This window comes from Sphingomonas sp. (assembly GCF_036387595.1).
GTDB lineage: Bacteria > Pseudomonadota > Alphaproteobacteria > Sphingomonadales > Sphingomonadaceae > Sphingomonas.
This window is the reverse complement of record NZ_DASVTL010000058.1, coordinates 21,589-40,303: the sequence shown is the minus strand read 5'-3', so window position 1 is coordinate 40,303 and position 18,715 is coordinate 21,589. Positions and strand designations below refer to the sequence as shown.

Genomic DNA, 18,715 nt, shown 5'->3' with positions numbered 1-18,715 from the left:
CCGTCACCCATGCCAATGTACGAACTCGCCGGGCAACGCCCGACCCTCCACCCCGGCGTCTGGATCGCCCCCAGCGCCGACGTGATCGCCGACGTCATCCTGGGGGAGGACGCCAATATCTGGTTCGGCGCGGTGATCCGCGCCGACAACACCGCGATCACGATCGGCGCGCGCACCAACGTGCAGGAAGGCGCCATGCTCCATTCCGATCCGGGCGCACCATTGAGCGTGGGCGAGGACGTTACGATCGGACACCACGCCATCCTCCACGGTTGTACGATCGGCGATCGCGCGCTGATCGGCATGGGCGCGGTGATCCTGAACCGCGCGGTCATCGCGGAGGATTGCATCGTCGGCGCAGGCGCGCTGGTGACCGAGGGCAAGACCTTCCCCGCCGGCAGCCTGATCGTCGGCAGCCCGGCGCGCGCCGTCCGCCAGCTCGACGCACACGCGCTCGCGATGCTCAAGGCATCGGCGGCGCATTACGTCGTCAAGGCACGCGCGTGCGCGGCCGGGCTGCGGCGGATCGACTAGCTGGACAGGCTCTTGGGTTGCGCTATGAAACGCAGATGACCGTACCCGCCATCCTCTCGTCCTTGCGGCTTCCTGTAATCGGGTCGCCGCTTTTCATCATTTCCGGTCCCGAATTGGTGATTGCGCAATGCAAGGCGGGCATCGTCGGGTCGTTTCCGGCGCTCAACGCCCGCCCGGCAGCGCTGCTGGATGAATGGCTCCACCGCATCACCGAGGAACTGGCCTCGCACAATCGCGCGCATCCGGATCGGCCGGCGGCGCCTTTCGCGGTCAATCAGATCGTCCACAAATCGAACGACCGCCTGGAACACGATATGGGCGTGTGTGCCAAGTGGCAGGTGCCGATCGTCATCACCTCGCTCGGCGCGCGTGAGGATTTGAACACTGCGGTGCACGGCTGGGGTGGAATCACCCTTCACGACGTCATCGACGATCGCTTTGCGCGCAAGGCGGTGGAAAAGGGCGCCGACGGTCTGATCGCGGTGGCGGCGGGGGCCGGCGGGCATGCGGGGCGGCTGTCACCCTTTGCGCTGATCCAGGAAATCCGCCAGTGGTTCGAAGGACCGCTGGCCCTGTCGGGTTCGATCGCGACCGGCGACGCGGTTCTGGCGGCACAGGCGATGGGCGCGGATTTCGCTTACATCGGCTCCCCCTTCATCGCCACAGAGGAAGCCAATGCCGACGCCGCCTACAAGAAGGGCATCGTCGACGGCAAAGCGGCCGACATCGTCTATTCGAACCTGTTCACCGGGGTGCACGGCAATTACCTGCGCGCCTCGATCGAGCGCGCCGGCATGGACCCCGATAACCTGCCCGAAGGCGACCTGAAGACGATGAACTTCGGCGGCGGCGCCAACGGCGAAGCCGGCAGCAGCAAGCCGAAGGCGTGGAAGGATATCTGGGGTTCGGGACAGGGCATCGGTGCAGTAGTCGCGGTGGAATCCGTCGCGGCCCGGGTCGAGCGCATGGAAGGCGAATATGCGCGGGCACGCGCGCGGTTGCTGGGGAACTGAGACCACATCACCGCGCGAGGCTTGCGCCGGTTTGCTAAAATGCCAGGGCAAGCCGCTGTTGGATTGAGCGTGCCGGACTCAACACGGTATCGGCCGGCTGCTCCTGTGCGACATCCATACGTTCGATACGACGGTGGAGATCGGTACTCGCGGCAATCAGCGCCTGCGCGCGATCCGGCAATGTCGCCAGGACCGGTACATCGGTTACCGGCGCGGCGCCAAGCCGACGCGATGGATCGAGCGCATCGCGAGCGCGCAATTCTCCGGCCAACACCGCGCGCTGGGTTAGAAGCCAGGCGATGATATGCATCAGCCGCGTCGTGACCTTGAGCGATTCGCACGAATAGGTGACGCGGACGAATGGATCGAGGGCCTCGCGCTCGGCGCGACCGGCTTCGTCGAAATAGGCCCTGGCTTCGTCGGCGAGCAGCATCGCCTCGACATAGAGCGAGTCGATCAGCCGCCGCTGCATCCGCGATTCGTGTTCGTGCCCACCCATGACGTCGTGCTGACACATCCCCGCGTCGCTCGCCAGCATCCATGCGGAGACAATTGTCCCGCAATCGGCATCAGGCGATGATATCCGGGATCAATTGGTCCTCCAGCATCGCGATCTCGTCGCGCAGCCGGAGCTTGCGCTTCTTGAGCCGGGCGAATTGCAGCTGGTCCGTCACCGGGCCTTCCGCCAAGGCGCCGATGGCGACGTCCAGATCGCGGTGTTCGGTGCGCAGGATGTCGAGCCGCAGCGCCATCGCCGCCGTATCGCCCGATCCGTCCACCTGCGTCTCCCCGACTGCCCAGCAAACCCCTTAGCAAATTCGGGCGTCAGAACGAGGGGAAAACCGAAGAGAGAACCGGACCGTCGCCGCCAGAGCGCCGATCGTCGCATGATGCAATTTGGAGAGAGACTTTTGACCCGTCTGGTGGTTCAATCGCGCACCTCAAACCGAATGCAGGAGCCGATCACGCTATGCAGACGTCCCACCACGCAGCCCTGGAAACCAAGCACGCCGGTCTCGACCAGCGAATCGCCGAAGAAACGCATCGTCCGATGCCAAATGCGCAGCTGATCGCCACGCTCAAGAAGCAGAAGTTGAAGTTGAAGGAGGAACTCGCAGGCGGCTGATCGGGCAGGCCGTCTGTCTGCCGGAGGCAGCGGACGGCCGGCTATAGGCGTGGGCGTCCTGGGCTAAATGCCTTGGCATAAGGCGGATCACCTTTGCCCGTGCCCACCGGCTTGCGCGCTTTGAGGGGGTCGATCGCATCTTCGAACGCGATGCCGGCGCGTCCCTCCGTGTGCCACGCTATCCGGCCGGTCACCGCGCCGATCCCGCGCAATTCGAGTTCCACGACCGTTCCGACCGCCAACGGCTTTTCGAGTTCGGCCATGAGTCCCCCCGGGGACAGATTGCGTACCCGCACATCGGCCCAGCGGTCTGAATCGTCTATACGGATCTGCGCGAGCAGGAACAGGCTGTCGCGCTTGCGCGGCTGGGCACCGACGGCGCCGTCCCCGGTCGGACCGACTCCCACGTCCGACGCCGGTCGATCGCGATTGATCCTGTCCATTGATCGACCCTGTGCGCCCGGAGCGCACGCCCGCCGCGCGCTCCTTGGAGCAGATATTCTAGGCACAAAGGCTCGCCAAAGTGTTAACCCGTACGCGCCGTGCGGCGCCAAGGCACGGGTCAATCGTCGCGCGAAACCCGCTCGTTGCGCTCGTGGCGCTCCTGCGCCTCGATTGTCATCGTCGCGATCGGTCGCGCCTCCAGCCGGGCCAGGCTGATCGGTTCCCCGGTCACGTCGCAATAGCCATATTCGCCTTCGTCGATGCGGCGCAGGGCGGCATCGATCTTGGCGACCAGCTTGCGCTGGCGGTCACGGGTGCGCAGTTCGATGGACCAGTCCGTCTCGCTGGACGCGCGATCGGTAAGGTCCGCCTCGCGCAGCGATTCCACCTGGAGCTGCGACAAGGTACCCAGCGCCTCGCGAAGGATGGTGTCCTTCCACTGGATCAGCTTGGATCGGAAATACGCCTGCTGCCTGAGGCTCATGAACGGCTCGTCCGCAGACGGTCGGTACCCATCGGCGTCGTTCGCAGCCTGCTGATTGAACCTGTCGTCTACGCGATTGAACACGGTCGCCATGCCACTCTCCCCTCGACCGGCGCCGCCCTGCATCGCCGGCCTCACCCCCGATGATGACCGCGCCTATAGTCGTGCGCGCTGCCCTCCACAAGCGACCGCGAAAGAATGATTATTCTTTCCTCGCGCATGATTGTTGCAGTGCGGCGCAGCAATCGGGATCAAGGGACGGCCGTCGGAAATGCCGGGGGGTCGCGGATTCCTGTGCCAGAACGACACGTTAAGCGCGTCGGGCAGATGCCCCTGCGATAAACGGCGCGTGGACGCCTGAGTATCGTGGTTAACGCGGTTGCACTTAAGCCTTTGTTGGGCACTTTGATCGCTTAGCGGCCTTCGGGTGGCTTGGACCCGGATCTGTCGCGACATGCGGCAGCGGAGAGAAAGTGACGCGATGTCGGTGCGGATGGCCTTGGCGAAATTGTGCGCATGTGCGTGCGGCGGTGCGGTGATCGGCGGAGGCGCGGTCCACGTCGCCGAAAGCCCCAAGCGCGTCGGCTACAGCAAGCAGGTCGCCCAGCGCACGCTCTTCAAGCGCGTCGTCCGCAGACAGGTTGCGCAGACCGGCACGACCCGGCTCGTTCGCCGGGTCGTGACGACCACGACGACCAAATGCGCGCCCTCGGTGGTGACGGTTGCGAGCCAGGCGGTGCCCGTCCCCATGCCGCGCGGCGAAGGCTTCGTCAGTGGCGGCGGTGGTGGCCTGCCCGTGGTGATCGGCGGCACCGGTGGGTTCGGAGGCGGCGGGTTCGGCTTTGGTGGCGGTCTCGGCGGCGGCGTCGGCGGTGGCGGGGGCGGCAGCGTCGTCAGCATCGACAACCGCAACACCAACACCAACACCAACACCAATTCCAACTCTCAAAACCAGAACCAGAACCAGAATCAAAACCAGAATCAAAATCAAAATCAGAATCAAAACGGCAATCAGAACCAGAATCAAAACGGCGGCGGCGGAGGCGGCAAGAACCCCGGCAGCACGGGCGGCTATTCCACCTCGACCGGCTCATCGGGCTCCAGCAGCTACGGATCGAGCAGCCAGGGTTGGTCGTCGAGCGGTGGCTGGGGCTCGTCGGGCGGCTGGTCGTCGAACGGATCGAGCAGCAGTTCGGGTTCGAACGGTTCATCGGGCGCCACATCCTCCAGCACGGGAGGATCGTCCTCGGGCAGCACCAGCAGTTCGTCCTCAACCTCGTCTTCGTCCTCCAGCAGCGGATCGTCTTCGGGTTCGTCGAGCGGCAGCACCGGCTCCAGCGGTGGCCCGCCAGCCCCGGTGCCTGCACCACCCATGATGCTGCTGTTTGGCGCCGCCGCCGCCGCGCTCTTCGCGCGCCGCCGCTTCACGATGTCCGCCGCCTGATTCCCAAGACCAGGCGGCCTGACGCGGGCTCGCGCGATCACGCGCGAGCCCGCTTTCGTATCAGGCCTTGAGCAGGGCGGCTTCAATGTCGGGGATCGGGTGACCGGTGAGATCCTTGCCGATCTCGCCCTTCAAGCGATCCGACACTTCCTTGTGATAATGTTTACGCAGCTCGCCGAGGGTCCGCGGCGGCGCGATGATGATGAGCGATTCGAATTCGTTGGCCAGCGCCCGGCGCTTGAGCAGATCGGCGACCTCGCCCGCGAAGCGATCCTCCTCCAGCTGGTGATAGTCCGCCTCGCCCATCGTGCCGCCAGCTGGCGCGAACTGCGCACCACCGCCCCGCGCGTGGTTCGACCCGTTTTGCGCCACCGCGGGCGCACCCGCGCCACTGCGGGTCGATGACGCGCGGCCGGCCTGATCGGTCTTCTGGTCGATGTCCCGCGGGTTCGGATGCTCCTGCGCTTCCTCAACCTTCAGATCGAGTGCCACGGCGTCGCCCTCGTTGCGCAGGAACAGCATCTTGCGGCCATCGGCTACCAGTACATAGGTGTTATGGGGAACCTGCATGGTCACTCTCCTCATGGAAATCCTGTCCGGGCCTGAACGCCGCATCGGCGGATAGGGTTGCCTGATGAAGCCGGGGCGGCAGGGTTGCGCAGGCCCAACGCCGCCGCCATAGCCCGGCGATGCACGACATCCGCCCGATCCGCGACGATCCTGCCGCCTTCGACATAGCGCTCGCACGCCGTGGGGCGGCGCCTTCGGCCGCATCGCTGGTGGCGCTCGACGAGACGCGCCGTACCACGATCGCGCGTGCGCAGGAGGCGCAGACCCGCCGCAACGCTTTGTCCAAGGAGATCGGCCAAGCCAAGGCCGCCAGGGACGAGGCGCGGGCGCAGGCCTTGATGAGCGAAGTCGCCGCGCTCAAGACGATCCTGCCCGCCCTCGAAGCCGAGGAAGCCCGGCTGACCGCCGACCTCGATGCCCTGCTGGCGGCACTGCCCAATCTGCCGGCGGCCGATGTGCCGGAGGGTAGTGACGAAAGCGGCAATGCGATCGTCCATACGCGCGGCGACCTGCCCGCCTTCGCCTTCACCGCGCGCGATCATGATGTGATCGGCCCGCCACTTGGCCTGGATTTCGAGACCGGCGTGGCGATGGCGGGCGCGCGCTTCACGCTCCTGCGCGGGTCGATGGCGCGGCTGGCGCGCGCGCTCGGCCAGTTCATGCTCGATCGCCTGACCAGCGAAGCGGGAGGGTACGAACTGGTCCAGCCGCCGCTGCTGGTGCGCGACGAGGCGGTGTTCGGCACCGGCCAATTGCCGAAATTCGCCGAAGACCTGTTCCGCACCACCGACGGACGCTGGCTGATCCCCACCGCCGAAGTCTCGCTGACCAACATCGTGCGTGAATCCATCCTGGGGGAGGACGAATTGCCGCTGCGCTTCGCCGCGCTGACGCCCTGCTTCCGCTCCGAAGCAGGTGCGGCGGGGCGCGACACGCGCGGCTTCATCCGCCAGCACCAGTTCGACAAGGTCGAGATGGTGTCGATCGTCCCACCCGAGGCGTCCGACGCCGAGCACGAGCGGATGACGCTTCAGGCCGAGAGCATGCTCGAAGCACTCGGCCTTCCCTATCGACGCATGCTGCTGTGCACGGGCGACATGGGCTTCACCGCGCGGCGCACTTTCGACCTGGAGGTATGGCTGCCCGGCCAGGCCCAATATCGCGAAATCTCAAGCTGCTCGACCTGCGGCGATTTTCAGGCACGGCGGATGAACGCCCGCTATCGCCCCGCAGGCGAGAAGACGACCCGCTTCGTGCACACGCTCAACGGTTCCGGCCTGGCGGTCGGGCGGACGTTGGTGGCGGTGGTCGAGAATTATCAGCAGGCGGACGGCTCCGTCGCCGTGCCGGACGTGCTGCGGCCGTATCTCGGCGGCCAGGAACGGCTGGAGCCGCGCTGATGCGTATCCTGCTGACCAACGACGACGGCTATCACGCGCGCGGGCTTCAGGTGCTTGAACGCCTCGCCGCGCGCTTCTCCGACGACGTCTGGATAGTGGCGCCTGCCGAAGATCAGTCGGGCACCGGGCGGTCGTTGACGCTCACCCGCCCGCTGCGCGTCCGCCGTCATGGCGATCGGCGCTTTGCCGTCACGGGTACGCCGACCGACGCGGTGATGATGGCGCTGGGTGAGTTGATGGTCGATCACAAGCCCGACCTCATCCTTTCGGGCGTCAATCGCGGCGCGAACCTGGCCGAGGACGTGCTGTATTCGGGCACCGTCTCGGCGGCGGCGGAGGGCGCGCTCGCCGGCATCCGTGCGATCGCGCTCAGCCAGCGCTACGCGGCAGGCGAAGGCGCGGCGATGACCTTCGATGTCGCCGAAACATGGGGCGAACGCATCCTGCGCCCGCTGATCGACGCGCCCTTGGCACCACGCACGCTGGTGAACGTCAACTTTCCCCCGCGCGACGTGTCCGGGGTTCGGATCGTCCGTCAGGGCCTGCGCGATTACGGGCGGGTACGGATGGATCGGCGGGACGATCCGCGCGGCAATGCCTATTACTGGCTGGCGATGGGAAGCATAGATCATGTGCCCGTCGCGGGCACCGATCTGCACGCCGCGGCGGACGATCATATCGCGATCACCCCGCTTCATCTCGACCTGACCCACGACGCCTCGATGGCGATGCTCACGCAGGCGTTCAGCGGAGAGGCCTGAGATGCGCGGAACCGGCCCGTGGAGCGGCGCAATGCTGGCGGTGCCCGCGCTCTTCGCATGGATCCCGACCGTCGTGGCGGCGGCCCCGCCTCTCGCACAGCCGCAGCAACGCGGGCGAGATGCAGCTTCGGGCACAGTCACCAAGACATCGCGCGACCATTCCGATGTCGCGGCCGATCGACCTTCGACCGCGACGGAGAAACGCGCGGATCGCGCGGCACCGCGCGCGCCTGTCGTTGCGTTATCCTCCCCACCGCCCTCCTGGGAAGCGCGGCCGGTCCCGCCCGATGCGCGTACCGTCGCGGAAGGCCGCTATGTCGTCGCGCCCGGCGACACGCTGAACCGCATCGCCGACCGCACCGGCGCGTCAGCGGAGGCGATCGCGCGCGCCAATGCGCTGCCTCCGTCCTATGCGGTACGGATCGGCCAGCGCCTGAAAATCCCCGGCGGCCGCTATCATTTCGTCCGCGCCGGGCAGACGGGCATCGCGATTGCGCGTGCGTATGGCATCGAATGGTCGCGGATCGTCGCCGCCAATGCCTTCAGCGAACCCTATGTGCTAAGAGTCGGTCAGCGGCTGGCGATCCCCGGTGCTGCGACCGGCAAGAGCCGCGCCGCCGAGCGCGCCGCCGCCTTCACCCTGGACGTCGAAGATCTGGTCACCGGCGCACAACCCGCGCAGGTCGCCCGTTCAGCGCCGAAGCCGCCTGCGCGAACTGCCGGCCGAGCGATCGTGGCAAACGCGCCGATCGTTACCCCGAAGCGGCTTTCGGGTGGGTTCCTCTGGCCGGTAGAGGGCCGCGTCGTGAAGCGCTTCGCGGCTGACGCCAGGGGCGAGCGCAGCGACGGCATCAACATAGCGGTGCCGCTGAAAACTCCGATCAGGGCCGCTGCGGACGGTGTCGTCGCCTATGTCGGCGAAGGTGTCCCGGCGCTGGGTGGGCTCGTCATCGTGAAGCACGGCGACGGCTGGAGCAGCGTCTATGGCCATGCTGCCCGCCTTCTCGTGCGGCGCGGACAAAGCGTGCGGCGCGGACAGACGATCGCCCTGTCGGGCCACACCGGAGCGGTCGAGCGGCCACAGCTGCATTTCGAATTGCGCAGGGGGAGGACTCCCGTCGACCCGCTCGACCGATTGCCCAGTAGCTAGACCAAATCTACCAACCGCCCCGGCGCAGGCCGGGGCGCAGTCGGAAAGGCTGATGTGACGAGGTGCCGCGCCCGCCACCTCATGTGTCGCAACTTGGCCCCGGCCTGCGCCGGGGTGGAAAAGCCTCGTGCATGGTGACGCCCGCCCCTCCACTTGCTAACCGCCGCCCATGACCCACCAGTCCGACCTCCTTCGCGTCCTCGCCGGGCGCGGGTACATCCATCAGATGACCGACGCGGCGGCGCTCGACGCCCTCGCCGCGCGTCAGGTCGTGCCCGGATATATCGGCTTCGATCCCACCGCGCCATCGCTACATGTTGGCAGCCTGGTTCAGATCATGCTGCTCCGGCGGCTCCAGCAGACTGGGCACAAGCCGATCGTGCTGATGGGCGGCGGCACCGGCAAGATCGGCGATCCCAGCTTCAAGGATGAAGCCCGCAAGCTGTTGGCCGAGGATGGCATCCAGGCAAACGTCGCCTCGATCAAGCGCATCTTCGAACGCTTCCTGACCTTCGGCGACGGCCCTGCCGACGCGGTGATGCTCGACAATGCAGAGTGGCTGGACGCGCTCGAATATATCCCGTTCCTGCGCGATGTCGGCCAGCACTTTTCGGTCAATCGCATGCTGGGCTTCGATTCGGTCAAGCTCAGGCTCGATCGCGAACAATCGCTCAGCTTCCTCGAATTCAATTACATGATCCTCCAGGCCTACGACTTCCTCGAACTGTCGCGCCGCGCCGGGTGCCGGCTCCAGATGGGCGGTTCGGATCAGTGGGGCAACATAGTCAACGGCATCGAACTGGCACGACGGATGGACGGCACCGAGGTGTTCGGCGTCACCACCCCGCTCATTACCACCGCCGATGGCACCAAGATGGGCAAGACGATGGCGGGCGCGGTGTGGCTGCACGAGGATCAGCTGCCGCACTTCGACTATTGGCAATTCTGGCGCAACACCGACGACCGCGACGTCGGGCGCTTCCTGCGGCTGTTCACCGATGTGACGGTGGACGAGATCGCCCGGCTGGAGGCTTTGCAGGGTGCCGAGATCAACGCCGCCAAGATCGTGCTGGCCAACGAGGCGACGGCGATGTGCCGGGGTATGGCCGCTGCCGAACAGGCGGCAGAAACCGCACGCCGAACCTTCGAGGAGGGTGGATCGGGCGATGCGCTTCCCACGTTCGCGGTCAGCGGTCCGACGATCGGCATCGTCGATGCGCTGATCGGCCTGGGATTCGCCAAATCGAAGGGCGAGGCGAGGCGATTGATCGCAGGCGGCGGCGCGCGGGTGAACGGCGAAAAGATTTCCGACGAGGGCTATTCGATCGCCGTACAGGGCGACATGCGGGTGTCGGCGGGCAAGAAGCTGCACGGACTGGTGATCGCCGGCTGACGCGTTAACGCCTTGTGCACGCGTGATTTCCTATGGCTGGTGGCGGACGGTGCCGCCACCGTCCGGGGGAACAACGCGACATGACGATCGCTGGCCGACACGTTGCAATCGAAGCGCGTAGCGAACCGCGCGTTCCCGTTCTCTATCGCATGCGGCTCATCGGGTCCGACGGGGTCGAACGCCCGGCCATGCTGGTGGATTTCTCCCCCGGCGGCTTCATGGCACGTTGCGAGGAGGAGCATGCGATCGGTGATATCATCGTGATCGTACTGCCGCGGCTGGGCCGGATCGCGGCCGAGGTACGCTGGTCGCTCGGCGGCCGGATCGGGTGCCGATTGCACCAGCCGATCGGCTTGTCCGACTATCACGCGCTGCTGCAGGTGATGCCCCCGGGCTGACCCGATCAGCCGGAACGCAGCAACTGCACCCCGGCATCGCGATCGAAAAGATAGAGGGCGGTTCGTGCCGCCTGCCCCCGCGGTCCTTCCAGCCCGCCGTCGCGATCCACGAGCAGCCGCGCGTCGTCCTGCGCACATTGCAGCAGGTCGGCGAGTTGATCGGGCGGCACCAGCCGGAACGCCGCCTCTCCCGATTGCCGCGTCCCCAGCATCTCGCCGCCGCCGCGCAGCCGCAGATCCTCCTCGGCGATGTGGAAGCCGTCGTTGCTCTCGCGCATCAGCGCCAGCCGCGCCCGCGACGTCTCGCTGAGTGCGGCGCCGCGCAGCAGCAGGCACCGCGACTTGCCGCCGCCCCGTCCCACCCGCCCGCGCAACTGGTGAAGCTGCGCCAGCCCGAAGCGGTCGGCATGTTCGATCACGATCAGCGTCGCATTGGGCACGTCCACCCCGACCTCGATCACCGTCGTCGCGACGAGGATCGCGACCCGGTTCGCCGAAAAGTCCGCCATCACCGCGTCCTTCTCCGCCGGCTTCATCCGCCCATGGACCAGGCCGACGCGCTCACCGAAGCGGCGCCGCAGCGTCTCGGCGCGCATTTCCGCGGCGGCGAGATCGGATTTCTCGCTCTCCTCGACCAGCGGACACACCCAATACGCCTGCCCGCCATCGGAGATATGCCGCCCCAGCGCATCCACGACTGCGTCGAGCTTGTCCTCGGCCATCACCAGCGTCTCGATCGGCTCGCGACCGGGGGGCATTTCGTCGAGGCGGCTGACGTCCATCTCGCCATATTGCGCCAGCGTCAGCGTGCGCGGGATGGGCGTTGCCGTCATCGCCAGCAGGTGCGGCGGGCGGACCCCCTTGGCCTGGAGCATCATCCGCTCGGCGACGCCGAACCGGTGCTGTTCGTCCACCACCACCAGCGCTAGGTCGCGATAGGTCACCGCCTCCTGGAACACCGCATGCGTGCCGACCAGAATGTCGATCTCCCCGGCGGCCAGCGCCATCAGCGTCGATTCGCGCACGCGTCCCTTGTCGCGCCCGGTGAGTACGGCAACCTCAACCGGCAGTCCGCTCAACAGTTTGCGCAGTGTGTCATAATGCTGCCGCGCCAGGATCTCGGTCGGCGCCAGCATCGCCCCCTGCCCGCCCGCCTCGACCGCGATCAGCAGCGCCATCGCCGCGACGAGCGTCTTGCCCGAACCCACATCGCCCTGGAGCAGCCGCAGCATCGGCGCCGATTGCGCCAGGTCGCCCTCGATCTCGCGCACCGTCCGCGCCTGCGCGCCGGTGAGCGCATAGGGCAGCTTCAGCGCATCGCGCAGCCGGCCGTCGCCGGCCAGCGCGCGCGTCCGGCGTGCCCGCGTCGACTGGCGGACCAGGGTCATCGCGAGCTGGTTGGCGAAGACCTCGTCATAGCCCAATCGCGCGCGCGCGACCGTGTCGGCCGGATCGGCATGGACCCGCGCCAGCGCCTCGCGCCAGTCCGGCCAGCCGCGCGTCGCCTTCAGCCCCGAATCGATCCACTCGGGCAACACTGGCGCACGCTCGATCGCCTGTGCGGCGAGCGCACCCATCCGGCGCGAGGTAAGCCCCTCGGACAGCGCATAGATCGCCTCGCGCTCGCGGAACTCCTCCTCCGGCTCGCCGAGATCGGGGTGGACGATCTGCAATTCCTGGCCATAGGTATCGAGCCGTCCAGACACGCGCCGCGGCTCGCCGATGGGGAGGAGCTTCTTCGCCCAGCCCGAATTGCCGCCGAAATAGACCAGGCTGACGTAATTGCCCTCGGCATCGGTGGCCTGCACCCGCGTCGGTCCGCGCCCGCTGCTCGTACGATATTCGCGCGGGGTCAGCGTGATCGCGATCACCCGGCCCGCATCGCTGGCCATCAGTTCGTCGCGCGGCACCCGGTCGATCCACCCGGTCGGCAGATGGAATGCCACATCGACGACGCGGCGAAGCCCGAGTCGCTCCAGCGGCTTGGCGAGCGCGGCGCCAATGCCCTTCAGGGCGGTGACGTCGGCGAACAGCGGATTGAGGATATCGGGGCGCATGGCTATCTGTGGCGCTATACCGTACCCGGCGCGCGCTGCCAGCGCCCGCCGGGCTTTCGTCATGGAGTTCGGCATGGATCACGACACGCGCCTCAAACGCCTGCGCTTCCGCGCCTCGCACCGCGGCACGCGAGAGGCCGACCTGATGATCGGCGGCTTCTGCGACACGCATTGCGAATCGTGGGATCAGGCGCAGATCGCGTGGTTCGAGGCGCTGCTGGAGGAACAGGACGTCGACATCATGGCCTGGGCGATCGGCGCGCAGCCCTGCCCGCCCGAATGGGACGGCGCGATGATGCACGCCATGCGCAAGCTGGATTTCGTGCCGGTTTCTCGGTAGCCCCATCGTCGCCCCGGCGAAGGCCGGGGTCTATTGCTGTCTGCACATAGCGGCCGCTTGGAATGTACGACGATGGACCCCGGCCTTCGCCGGGGCGACGTAGTTCAGGATTTTATGCCCGACCTTAAGACGATCCTGAGCGCCAAGCGCGCGCTGACGCTGGCCGGCGTGCCGACCGGGTTCCAGCCGTCGCTGCTCGGCGATCTGACGCGCGCGGCGGGGCGCGCGGTGTTCCTGGCGCCGGACGAGGCGCAGATGCGCGCGATCGCATCGACGGTCGCGTTCTTCGCGCCCGACGTCGAGGTGGTGCAATTCCCCGCCTGGGACTGCCTGCCCTATGATCGCGCCTCGCCGACCCTGCGCGTCATGGCCGAGCGGGTGGCCGCGCTCTATCGCTTGCAGGCCAGGCGCACGAAGCCGCAGCTCGTCCTCGCCACCGCCAATGCCGCGACGCAGCGGGTGCTGACGCCGTTCCGTATCCGCCAGCTCGTCGCGCATCTGGCGCCCGGCGAGCGGATCGACCGCGACAGCCTGGCGCAGTTGCTCCAGGCGAACGGCTATGTGCGCACCGATACCGTCCACGATCAGGGCGAATATGCGGTGCGCGGCGGGCTGGTCGATCTGTTCCCGAGCGGCGAGGAACAGGCGTTGCGGCTCGATTTCTTCGGCGACGAGGTGGAAAGCGTCCGCACCTTCGACCCCGCCGACCAGCGCACCACCGGACGGCTCGACGGCTTCGTCCTGCTGCCCGCGTCGGAGGCCTTGCTCGACGCCGAATCGATCAAGCGCTTCCGCAGCCGCTACCGCGAGGCATTCGGCGCGACCGCGACTGGCGACCCGCTCTATCAGGCGGTGTCGGAAGGCCGGCGCCAGGCGGGCATGGAACATTGGCTGCCGCTGTTCGAGGACAAGCTCGCCACGCTGTTCGACCATCTGGGTGCCGAGAAGGATGGGACCGTGATCGTCCGCGACGCCGGCGTCGCGGCGGGGGCGGAGGGCCGGTTCGAGGCGATCGCCGATTATTACGAGAACCGCAAGCGCGCCGAGGCCGCGCAGCCCGGCAGCTACCGCCCGCTCCCCGCCAGGGCGCTGTATCTGGACGCGAAGGAATGGGAGAGCGCGGTCGCGGGCGCCCATGTCACCACCGCCTTCCACGAGCCCGAAAGCGCGACCGTGCTCGACTTCGGCGTGGACGGCCCGCGCGATTTCGGGCCGGAGCGCTCGGGCGGCGCCAACGTCTATGAGGCGGTGGTCGATCACATCGCCACCCTGCGCAAACAGGGCCGCAAGCCCGTGCTCGCCAGCTATTCGATCGGCGCGCGCGAGCGGCTCGGCGGGTTGCTCAAGGATCACGGACTGACGGGCGCGCGCACCGCCGAGACCTGGCAGGAGGCGCTCGGCGGCGCTGCATCAGGCGTGTCGCTGGTCGTGCTGCCGCTCGACCACGGCTTCACCGCGCCCGGCGTCGCGGTGCTGAGCGAGCAGGACATGCTCGGCGACCGGCTGGTCCGCCGCAACAAGCGCAAGAAATCCGCCGACGCCTTCCTGGCCGAACTCGCGACGCTCTCGCCCGGCGATCTGGTCGTCCATTCGGACCACGGCATCGGCCGCTACGAGGGGCTGACCTCGATCCCCGTCGGCAAGAGTCCGCACGATTGCGTCGCGCTCAGCTATGCCGGTGGCGACAAATTGTACGTGCCGGTCGAGAATATCGACGTCCTCTCGCGCTATGGATCGGGCGAGGAAGGCGCGGCGCTCGACCGGCTCGGCGGCGAGGCGTGGCAGCGGCGCAAGTCGAAGATGAAGGAGCGTATCCGCGAGATCGCGGGCGACCTGATCGCCACCGCGGCCGAGCGCGCGCTCCACGCCGGCGACGTCATGGAGCCGGACGCCAGCGGCTATCCCAGCTTCGTCGATCGCTTTCCCTACGAGGAAACCGATGACCAGGATCGCGCGATCAACGACGTGCTCGGCGATCTGGGCGCGGGCAAGCCGATGGACCGGCTGATCGTCGGCGATGTCGGCTTCGGCAAGACCGAGGTCGCACTCCGCGCCGCCTTCGTCGCGGCGATGGCGGGCAAGCAGGTCGCGATCGTCTGCCCGACGACGTTGCTCGCGCGCCAGCATTACAACAATTTCACCGCGCGTTTCGAAGGCTTTCCGATGCAGATGGGGCGGCTGTCGCGCCTGGTCAGCGCAGCGGAAGCCAAGGCGACCAAGGAGGGCCTGGCGGCGGGCACGATCGACGTGGTGATCGGCACCCATGCGCTGCTCGCCAAATCGGTCGATTTCAAGCGGCTGGGCCTGGTGATCGTCGACGAGGAGCAGCGCTTCGGCGTCACCCACAAGGAACGATTGAAATCGCTGCGCGCCGACGTCCACGTTCTGACGCTCACCGCCACGCCGATCCCGCGCACGCTGCAGATGGCGATGAGCGGCATCCGCGAACTGTCGGTGATCCAGACCCCGCCGATCGATCGCCTCGCGGTACGCACCTATGTCATGCCCTGGGATCCGGTGGTGCTGCGCGAGGCTTTGCTGCGCGAACATTATCGCGGCGGCCAGAGCTTCTTCGTCACGCCGCGCGTCGCCGATCTGCCCGACGTCGAGGAATTCCTGACCCGCGAGGTGCCCGAGATCCGCTACGTCGTCGCGCACGGGCAGATGGCGCCGACCGAGGTCGAGGAACGGATGAGCGCCTTCTACGACCGCAAGTTCGAGGTGCTGGTATCGACCACGATCATCGAGAGCGGCATCGACATCGCCTCGGCCAACACCATGATCGTCAACCGCGCCGACCGCTTCGGCCTCGCCCAGCTCTATCAGCTGCGCGGCCGTGTCGGGCGATCGAAGACGCGCGCCTACAGCTATATGGTGACACCCCCCGAACGGCAGATGACTGAAGCCGCGACCAAGCGGCTGAAGGTGCTCTCCGATCTCGATTCGCTGGGTGCCGGGTTTCAACTCGCCAGCCACGATCTCGATATCCGCGGCGCGGGCAATCTGCTCGGCGACGAGCAATCGGGACATATCAAGGAGGTCGGCTTCGAACTCTATCAGTCGATGCTGGAGGAGGCGATCCTCGATGCCAAGGCCGGCGGGCTCGCGGCCAAACGCCGAGAGGATTTCAGCCCACAGATTACCGTCGACGCGCCGATCCTGATCCCCGAGGAGTACGTCCCCGATCTCGACCTGCGCATGGGCCTCTACCGCCGCCTCAACGAACTGGAGGAGAGCCGCGATATCGAGGCGTTCGCCGCCGAGATGATCGACCGTTTCGGCCCGCTGCCCGACGCCACCGACAATCTGATCCGGGTCATCGAGATCAAGCTGAACGCGCGCAAGGCCTGCGTCAGCAAGATCGACGTCGGACAGAAGGGCGTGCTCGTCGCCTTCCACGACAATCGCCCGCCCAATATCGACGGCCTGCTCGCCTATGTCGACCGGCTGAAGGACATCGCCAAGCTGCGCCCCGACGGCAAGCTGGTCGTCACCCGCGCCTGGGGCGACGCCAAGGCGCGTCTGAACGGCGCGCTCCAGCTGTCGAAGGGACTTGCCAAGGCCGCTGCGTGAAAAAATGTCATGCGGGTATTGAAGACCGGGTATGGCTGCCCATCTATCGGCCACGCGGTGCCTTCAGGGGCCGCGGCGGCCCCGCCGGCCAAGGCGGCGGCCGACATGTTCACATCGCTCGACAGAGGATTTGATCCATGCGACTCGACCTTACCCCCTATCGCCGTTCCACCATCGGCTTCGACCGGCTGTTCGACATGCTGGAGACCAACGCACGTGGCGCGGCGGCCGAAAATTATCCCCCCTTCAATCTCGAACGCGTCGCCGACGACCGCTATCGCATCACCCTGGCGGTGGCCGGTTTCGGTCGTGACGAGATCGACATCACCGCACAGCAGAACCTGCTGCTCGTCACCGGGCGCAAGGAAGAAAACGGCGCCAACCCGAACTTCCTGCATCTGGGCATCGCCAACCGCAGTTTCGAGCGCCGCTTCGAACTCGCCGATTTCGTGTTCGTCGAGGATGCGCGGCTGAACGACGGGCTGCTGGTGATCGACCTGGTCCGCGAGGTGCCCGAGGCGATGAAGCCCAAGACGATCGCGATCCGGACGGGCGCACCGCTTGCCGCGGTCGAGAGCAAGGCCGGCAGCGAAGAGCAGCAGGCCGCGTAACCAGCTCGGCGCCTTTCGCCGACTCCCCGAAAGGTGCTTGAGAGCGCCCGGATCGAAAGTTCCGGGCGCTTTTGCTTTATGGGAAAGCGCACAGGGGTTCGCGCGACGGATATGGGTGGAATGCTGCTCAGGCAGCCAGCGCGCCCCGGCGTTCCGCGCTGCAGCACCGGTTCCGTCCCTCGCGTTTGGCGGAATAGAGCGGCGCATCGGCGGCGGCGATCCACGCTGCGGCATCGCTGATCGAACCATCCAGGGTCGCAACGCCGAAACTGGCGGTGACCGGCAGGATGGTGCCGTCGGCGAGCGTGAACACATGGCGCTCGATCAACGCGCGAAACCGCTCGGCCGCGGCCATCGCCTCGTCATGGTCGGTCTCAGGCAGCAGCAGCGCGAACTCCTCGCCGCCGATGCGGCCCAGCGCGTCGCTCGGGCGCATCGCCTCCGCGCAGACGTCGGCCAGGGTCTGCAGCACGCGGTCGCCGGCGGGATGGCCATAGCCATCGTTGATCGACTTGAACCGGTCGACGTCGAACATCAGCAGCGAACTCGGCCTTGCGTATCGGTCGCGACGGGCGATGTCCTTTTCGGCAAGCTCGACGAAGCCGCGCCGCGTCAGCGCGCCGGTCAGCTGGTCGCGTTGCGCGATCTGGCGCAGTTCGAGTTCGTCGATGACCAGGCTGGCGAGGTTCTCGAGGATGGCGACATCGGTGACGGAGAATTCGCGCGGCACCACGTCCATCGCGCAAAGCGTTCCGACGTTATAGCCGTCGGGCGAGCACAGCGGCACGCCTGCATAGCTGCGCAGATAGGGTTCGCCGGTCACCAGCGGGTTGTTCGCGAATCGTGGATCGGCGTACGTATCGGCCACGACCAGCGGCTTGCGCTGACGAATCGTGTGGGTGCAGAACGATACGTCGCGCGGCGTGCCGGGCACCGCCAGCCCCAGCTTGGCCTTGAACCATTGCCGGTCCTTGTCGACCAGGGTCACCGTCGCCATCGGCACCTTGAACACAGTGCGCACGAGCGTGACGATCTTGTCGAACTGGGCCTCGGGTGCGGTGTCGAGCACCGCATAACGGCGAAGGGCGGCGAGCCGGCCGGGTTCGTCGGACAGCAGGGAATCATCCATCGGTTCGGTCCTCGATCAGAGTTCGGACAGCGCGGAGAAGTTCGTCGCGGTAGGAGTCGAGCAGCTGGCGGACGCTGCTCTCGATCATCACATCGTCCATACCGGCAAGGCGCAGGTTGCGGACCAGGCCGGACAGGTTGGCCCTGTGGCGCGCGATGGTGGGCAGAAGCTCCGCGGGGATCGTCGCGCCCACCGGCAACATCGGCGATGCGGCCAGCGCATCCAGCAACTCGATCATACCGACGCCCTCGTTCCGCGAACACAGCGTCTGGCAGGTCCAAGTTTATA

Annotated in this window: 21 protein-coding genes; 11 read left to right on the top strand and 10 right to left on the bottom strand. The window is 67.0% G+C overall.

The genetic code is table 11. The features are described 5' to 3' along the window. Positions 1–9: 9 nt before the first annotated feature. A complete protein-coding gene (locus VF643_RS04945; RefSeq protein WP_331042259.1) occupies positions 10–534 on the top strand; it encodes a gamma carbonic anhydrase family protein in 525 nt (174 codons plus the stop codon). Positions 535–569: 35 nt separating this feature from the next. Then, on the top strand, positions 570–1,547 hold the full coding sequence (locus VF643_RS04940; RefSeq protein ID WP_331042258.1) for a nitronate monooxygenase family protein: 978 nt from the start codon (positions 570–572) through the stop codon (positions 1,545–1,547). Between the two features lie 34 nt (positions 1,548–1,581). On the opposite strand, the gene VF643_RS04935 is transcribed toward VF643_RS04940, so the two are convergent. After that, positions 1,582–2,046 carry a DUF1465 family protein gene (locus VF643_RS04935; protein ID WP_331042257.1) on the bottom strand — a complete coding sequence of 155 codons (465 nt, stop codon included), beginning with the start codon at positions 2,044–2,046 and terminating at the stop codon, positions 1,582–1,584. A gap of 70 nt (positions 2,047–2,116) precedes the next feature. Continuing rightward, positions 2,117–2,299, bottom strand: coding sequence for a YdcH family protein (locus VF643_RS04930; protein WP_331042293.1), 183 nt, complete (start codon positions 2,297–2,299; stop codon positions 2,117–2,119). 218 nt (positions 2,300–2,517) lie between these two features. Between VF643_RS04930 and VF643_RS04925 the strand changes: the two genes are divergently transcribed. Further along, entirely contained in the window at positions 2,518–2,673 is a 156-nt protein-coding gene (locus tag VF643_RS04925; RefSeq protein ID WP_331042256.1) for a DUF465 domain-containing protein, read from the top strand. Positions 2,674–2,714: 41 nt separating this feature from the next. On the opposite strand, the gene VF643_RS04920 is transcribed toward VF643_RS04925, so the two are convergent. The 5 genes from VF643_RS04920 to VF643_RS04900 form a co-directional block, all read right to left on the bottom strand. After that, positions 2,715–3,116 (bottom strand): PilZ domain-containing protein, encoded by a 402-nt coding sequence (locus tag VF643_RS04920; RefSeq protein WP_331042255.1) that lies wholly within the window; start codon positions 3,114–3,116, stop codon positions 2,715–2,717. A gap of 119 nt (positions 3,117–3,235) precedes the next feature. Further along, entirely contained in the window at positions 3,236–3,694 is a 459-nt protein-coding gene (gene dksA, locus VF643_RS04915) for an RNA polymerase-binding protein DksA (RefSeq protein ID WP_331042254.1), read from the bottom strand. Between the two features lie 292 nt (positions 3,695–3,986). After that, positions 3,987–4,628, bottom strand: coding sequence for a hypothetical protein (locus VF643_RS04910; protein WP_331042253.1), 642 nt, complete (start codon positions 4,626–4,628; stop codon positions 3,987–3,989). Positions 4,629–4,708: 80 nt separating this feature from the next. Continuing rightward, positions 4,709–5,086 carry a hypothetical protein gene (locus tag VF643_RS04905; protein WP_331042252.1) on the bottom strand — a complete coding sequence of 126 codons (378 nt, stop codon included), beginning with the start codon at positions 5,084–5,086 and terminating at the stop codon, positions 4,709–4,711. 19 nt (positions 5,087–5,105) lie between these two features. Beyond that, positions 5,106–5,615 (bottom strand): host attachment family protein, encoded by a 510-nt coding sequence (locus VF643_RS04900; RefSeq protein WP_331042251.1) that lies wholly within the window; start codon positions 5,613–5,615, stop codon positions 5,106–5,108. Between the two features lie 119 nt (positions 5,616–5,734). Here VF643_RS04900 and serS point away from each other — a divergent pair, with 119 nt between their 5' ends. The 5 genes from serS (at position 5,735) to VF643_RS04875 (ending at position 10,717) form a co-directional block, all read left to right on the top strand. Beyond that, positions 5,735–7,015 carry a serine--tRNA ligase gene (serS, locus tag VF643_RS04895; RefSeq protein ID WP_331042250.1) on the top strand — a complete coding sequence of 427 codons (1,281 nt, stop codon included), beginning with the start codon at positions 5,735–5,737 and terminating at the stop codon, positions 7,013–7,015. Next, positions 7,015–7,776: a 5'/3'-nucleotidase SurE gene (gene surE / locus VF643_RS04890; RefSeq protein WP_331042249.1), complete on the top strand. Its 762-nt coding sequence runs from the start codon at positions 7,015–7,017 to the stop codon at positions 7,774–7,776. Before serS ends, surE begins: the two co-directional genes overlap by 1 nt. Position 7,777: 1 nt before the next feature. After that, positions 7,778–8,926 carry a M23 family metallopeptidase gene (locus VF643_RS04885; protein WP_331042248.1) on the top strand — a complete coding sequence of 383 codons (1,149 nt, stop codon included), beginning with the start codon at positions 7,778–7,780 and terminating at the stop codon, positions 8,924–8,926. 169 nt (positions 8,927–9,095) lie between these two features. After that, positions 9,096–10,319 (top strand): tyrosine--tRNA ligase, encoded by a 1,224-nt coding sequence (gene tyrS / locus VF643_RS04880; RefSeq protein WP_331042247.1) that lies wholly within the window; start codon positions 9,096–9,098, stop codon positions 10,317–10,319. A gap of 80 nt (positions 10,320–10,399) precedes the next feature. Further along, positions 10,400–10,717: a PilZ domain-containing protein gene (locus VF643_RS04875; RefSeq protein WP_331042246.1), complete on the top strand. Its 318-nt coding sequence runs from the start codon at positions 10,400–10,402 to the stop codon at positions 10,715–10,717. A gap of 5 nt (positions 10,718–10,722) precedes the next feature. Here VF643_RS04875 and recG read toward each other — a convergent pair whose 3' ends face one another. Then, positions 10,723–12,774 (bottom strand): ATP-dependent DNA helicase RecG, encoded by a 2,052-nt coding sequence (gene recG / locus VF643_RS04870; RefSeq protein WP_331042245.1) that lies wholly within the window; start codon positions 12,772–12,774, stop codon positions 10,723–10,725. A 73-nt stretch (positions 12,775–12,847) separates the two neighbouring features. Between recG and VF643_RS04865 the strand changes: the two genes are divergently transcribed. From VF643_RS04865 to VF643_RS04855, 3 genes are all read left to right on the top strand, one after another. Continuing rightward, complete coding sequence (locus VF643_RS04865) at positions 12,848–13,114, top strand: succinate dehydrogenase assembly factor 2 (RefSeq protein ID WP_331042244.1); 267 nt, start codon at positions 12,848–12,850, stop codon at positions 13,112–13,114. A gap of 114 nt (positions 13,115–13,228) precedes the next feature. Continuing rightward, positions 13,229–16,687 (top strand): transcription-repair coupling factor, encoded by a 3,459-nt coding sequence (gene mfd / locus VF643_RS04860; protein WP_331042243.1) that lies wholly within the window; start codon positions 13,229–13,231, stop codon positions 16,685–16,687. Positions 16,688–16,824: 137 nt separating this feature from the next. Further along, positions 16,825–17,298, top strand: a complete 474-nt coding sequence (locus VF643_RS04855; protein WP_331042242.1) for an Hsp20 family protein — start codon at positions 16,825–16,827, stop codon at positions 17,296–17,298. A 127-nt stretch (positions 17,299–17,425) separates the two neighbouring features. On the opposite strand, the gene VF643_RS04850 is transcribed toward VF643_RS04855, so the two are convergent. Together VF643_RS04850 and VF643_RS04845 are read right to left on the bottom strand one after the other, a co-directional pair. Further along, positions 17,426–18,427: a sensor domain-containing diguanylate cyclase gene (locus VF643_RS04850; protein ID WP_331042241.1), complete on the bottom strand. Its 1,002-nt coding sequence runs from the start codon at positions 18,425–18,427 to the stop codon at positions 17,426–17,428. Continuing rightward, positions 18,420–18,665, bottom strand: coding sequence for a hypothetical protein (locus VF643_RS04845; RefSeq protein ID WP_331042240.1), 246 nt, complete (start codon positions 18,663–18,665; stop codon positions 18,420–18,422). The genes VF643_RS04850 and VF643_RS04845 overlap by 8 nt, the downstream gene beginning before the upstream one ends. Positions 18,666–18,715 lie beyond the last annotated feature (50 nt).

Excerpts from the sequence above, each read along its gene's own strand:
- VF643_RS04945 (WP_331042259.1), top strand. The coding sequence starts at position 10 with ATGCCAATGTACGAACTCGCCGGGCAACGCCCGACCCTCCACCCCGGC.
- VF643_RS04940 (WP_331042258.1), top strand. The coding sequence starts at position 570 with ATGACCGTACCCGCCATCCTCTCGTCCTTGCGGCTTCCTGTAATCGGG.
- VF643_RS04935 (WP_331042257.1), bottom strand. The coding sequence starts at position 2,046 with ATGGGTGGGCACGAACACGAATCGCGGATGCAGCGGCGGCTGATCGAC.
- VF643_RS04930 (WP_331042293.1), bottom strand. The coding sequence starts at position 2,299 with ATGGCGCTGCGGCTCGACATCCTGCGCACCGAACACCGCGATCTGGAC.
- VF643_RS04925 (WP_331042256.1), top strand. The coding sequence starts at position 2,518 with ATGCAGACGTCCCACCACGCAGCCCTGGAAACCAAGCACGCCGGTCTC.
- VF643_RS04920 (WP_331042255.1), bottom strand. The coding sequence starts at position 3,116 with ATGGACAGGATCAATCGCGATCGACCGGCGTCGGACGTGGGAGTCGGT.
- dksA (WP_331042254.1), bottom strand. The coding sequence starts at position 3,694 with ATGGCGACCGTGTTCAATCGCGTAGACGACAGGTTCAATCAGCAGGCT.
- VF643_RS04900 (WP_331042251.1), bottom strand. The coding sequence starts at position 5,615 with ATGCAGGTTCCCCATAACACCTATGTACTGGTAGCCGATGGCCGCAAG.
- serS (WP_331042250.1), top strand. The coding sequence starts at position 5,735 with ATGCACGACATCCGCCCGATCCGCGACGATCCTGCCGCCTTCGACATA.
- surE (WP_331042249.1), top strand. The coding sequence starts at position 7,015 with ATGCGTATCCTGCTGACCAACGACGACGGCTATCACGCGCGCGGGCTT.
- VF643_RS04885 (WP_331042248.1), top strand. The coding sequence starts at position 7,778 with ATGCGCGGAACCGGCCCGTGGAGCGGCGCAATGCTGGCGGTGCCCGCG.
- tyrS (WP_331042247.1), top strand. The coding sequence starts at position 9,096 with ATGACCCACCAGTCCGACCTCCTTCGCGTCCTCGCCGGGCGCGGGTAC.
- VF643_RS04875 (WP_331042246.1), top strand. The coding sequence starts at position 10,400 with ATGACGATCGCTGGCCGACACGTTGCAATCGAAGCGCGTAGCGAACCG.
- recG (WP_331042245.1), bottom strand. The coding sequence starts at position 12,774 with ATGCGCCCCGATATCCTCAATCCGCTGTTCGCCGACGTCACCGCCCTG.
- VF643_RS04865 (WP_331042244.1), top strand. The coding sequence starts at position 12,848 with ATGGATCACGACACGCGCCTCAAACGCCTGCGCTTCCGCGCCTCGCAC.
- mfd (WP_331042243.1), top strand. The coding sequence starts at position 13,229 with ATGCCCGACCTTAAGACGATCCTGAGCGCCAAGCGCGCGCTGACGCTG.
- VF643_RS04855 (WP_331042242.1), top strand. The coding sequence starts at position 16,825 with ATGCGACTCGACCTTACCCCCTATCGCCGTTCCACCATCGGCTTCGAC.
- VF643_RS04850 (WP_331042241.1), bottom strand. The coding sequence starts at position 18,427 with ATGGATGATTCCCTGCTGTCCGACGAACCCGGCCGGCTCGCCGCCCTT.
- VF643_RS04845 (WP_331042240.1), bottom strand. The coding sequence starts at position 18,665 with ATGATCGAGTTGCTGGATGCGCTGGCCGCATCGCCGATGTTGCCGGTG.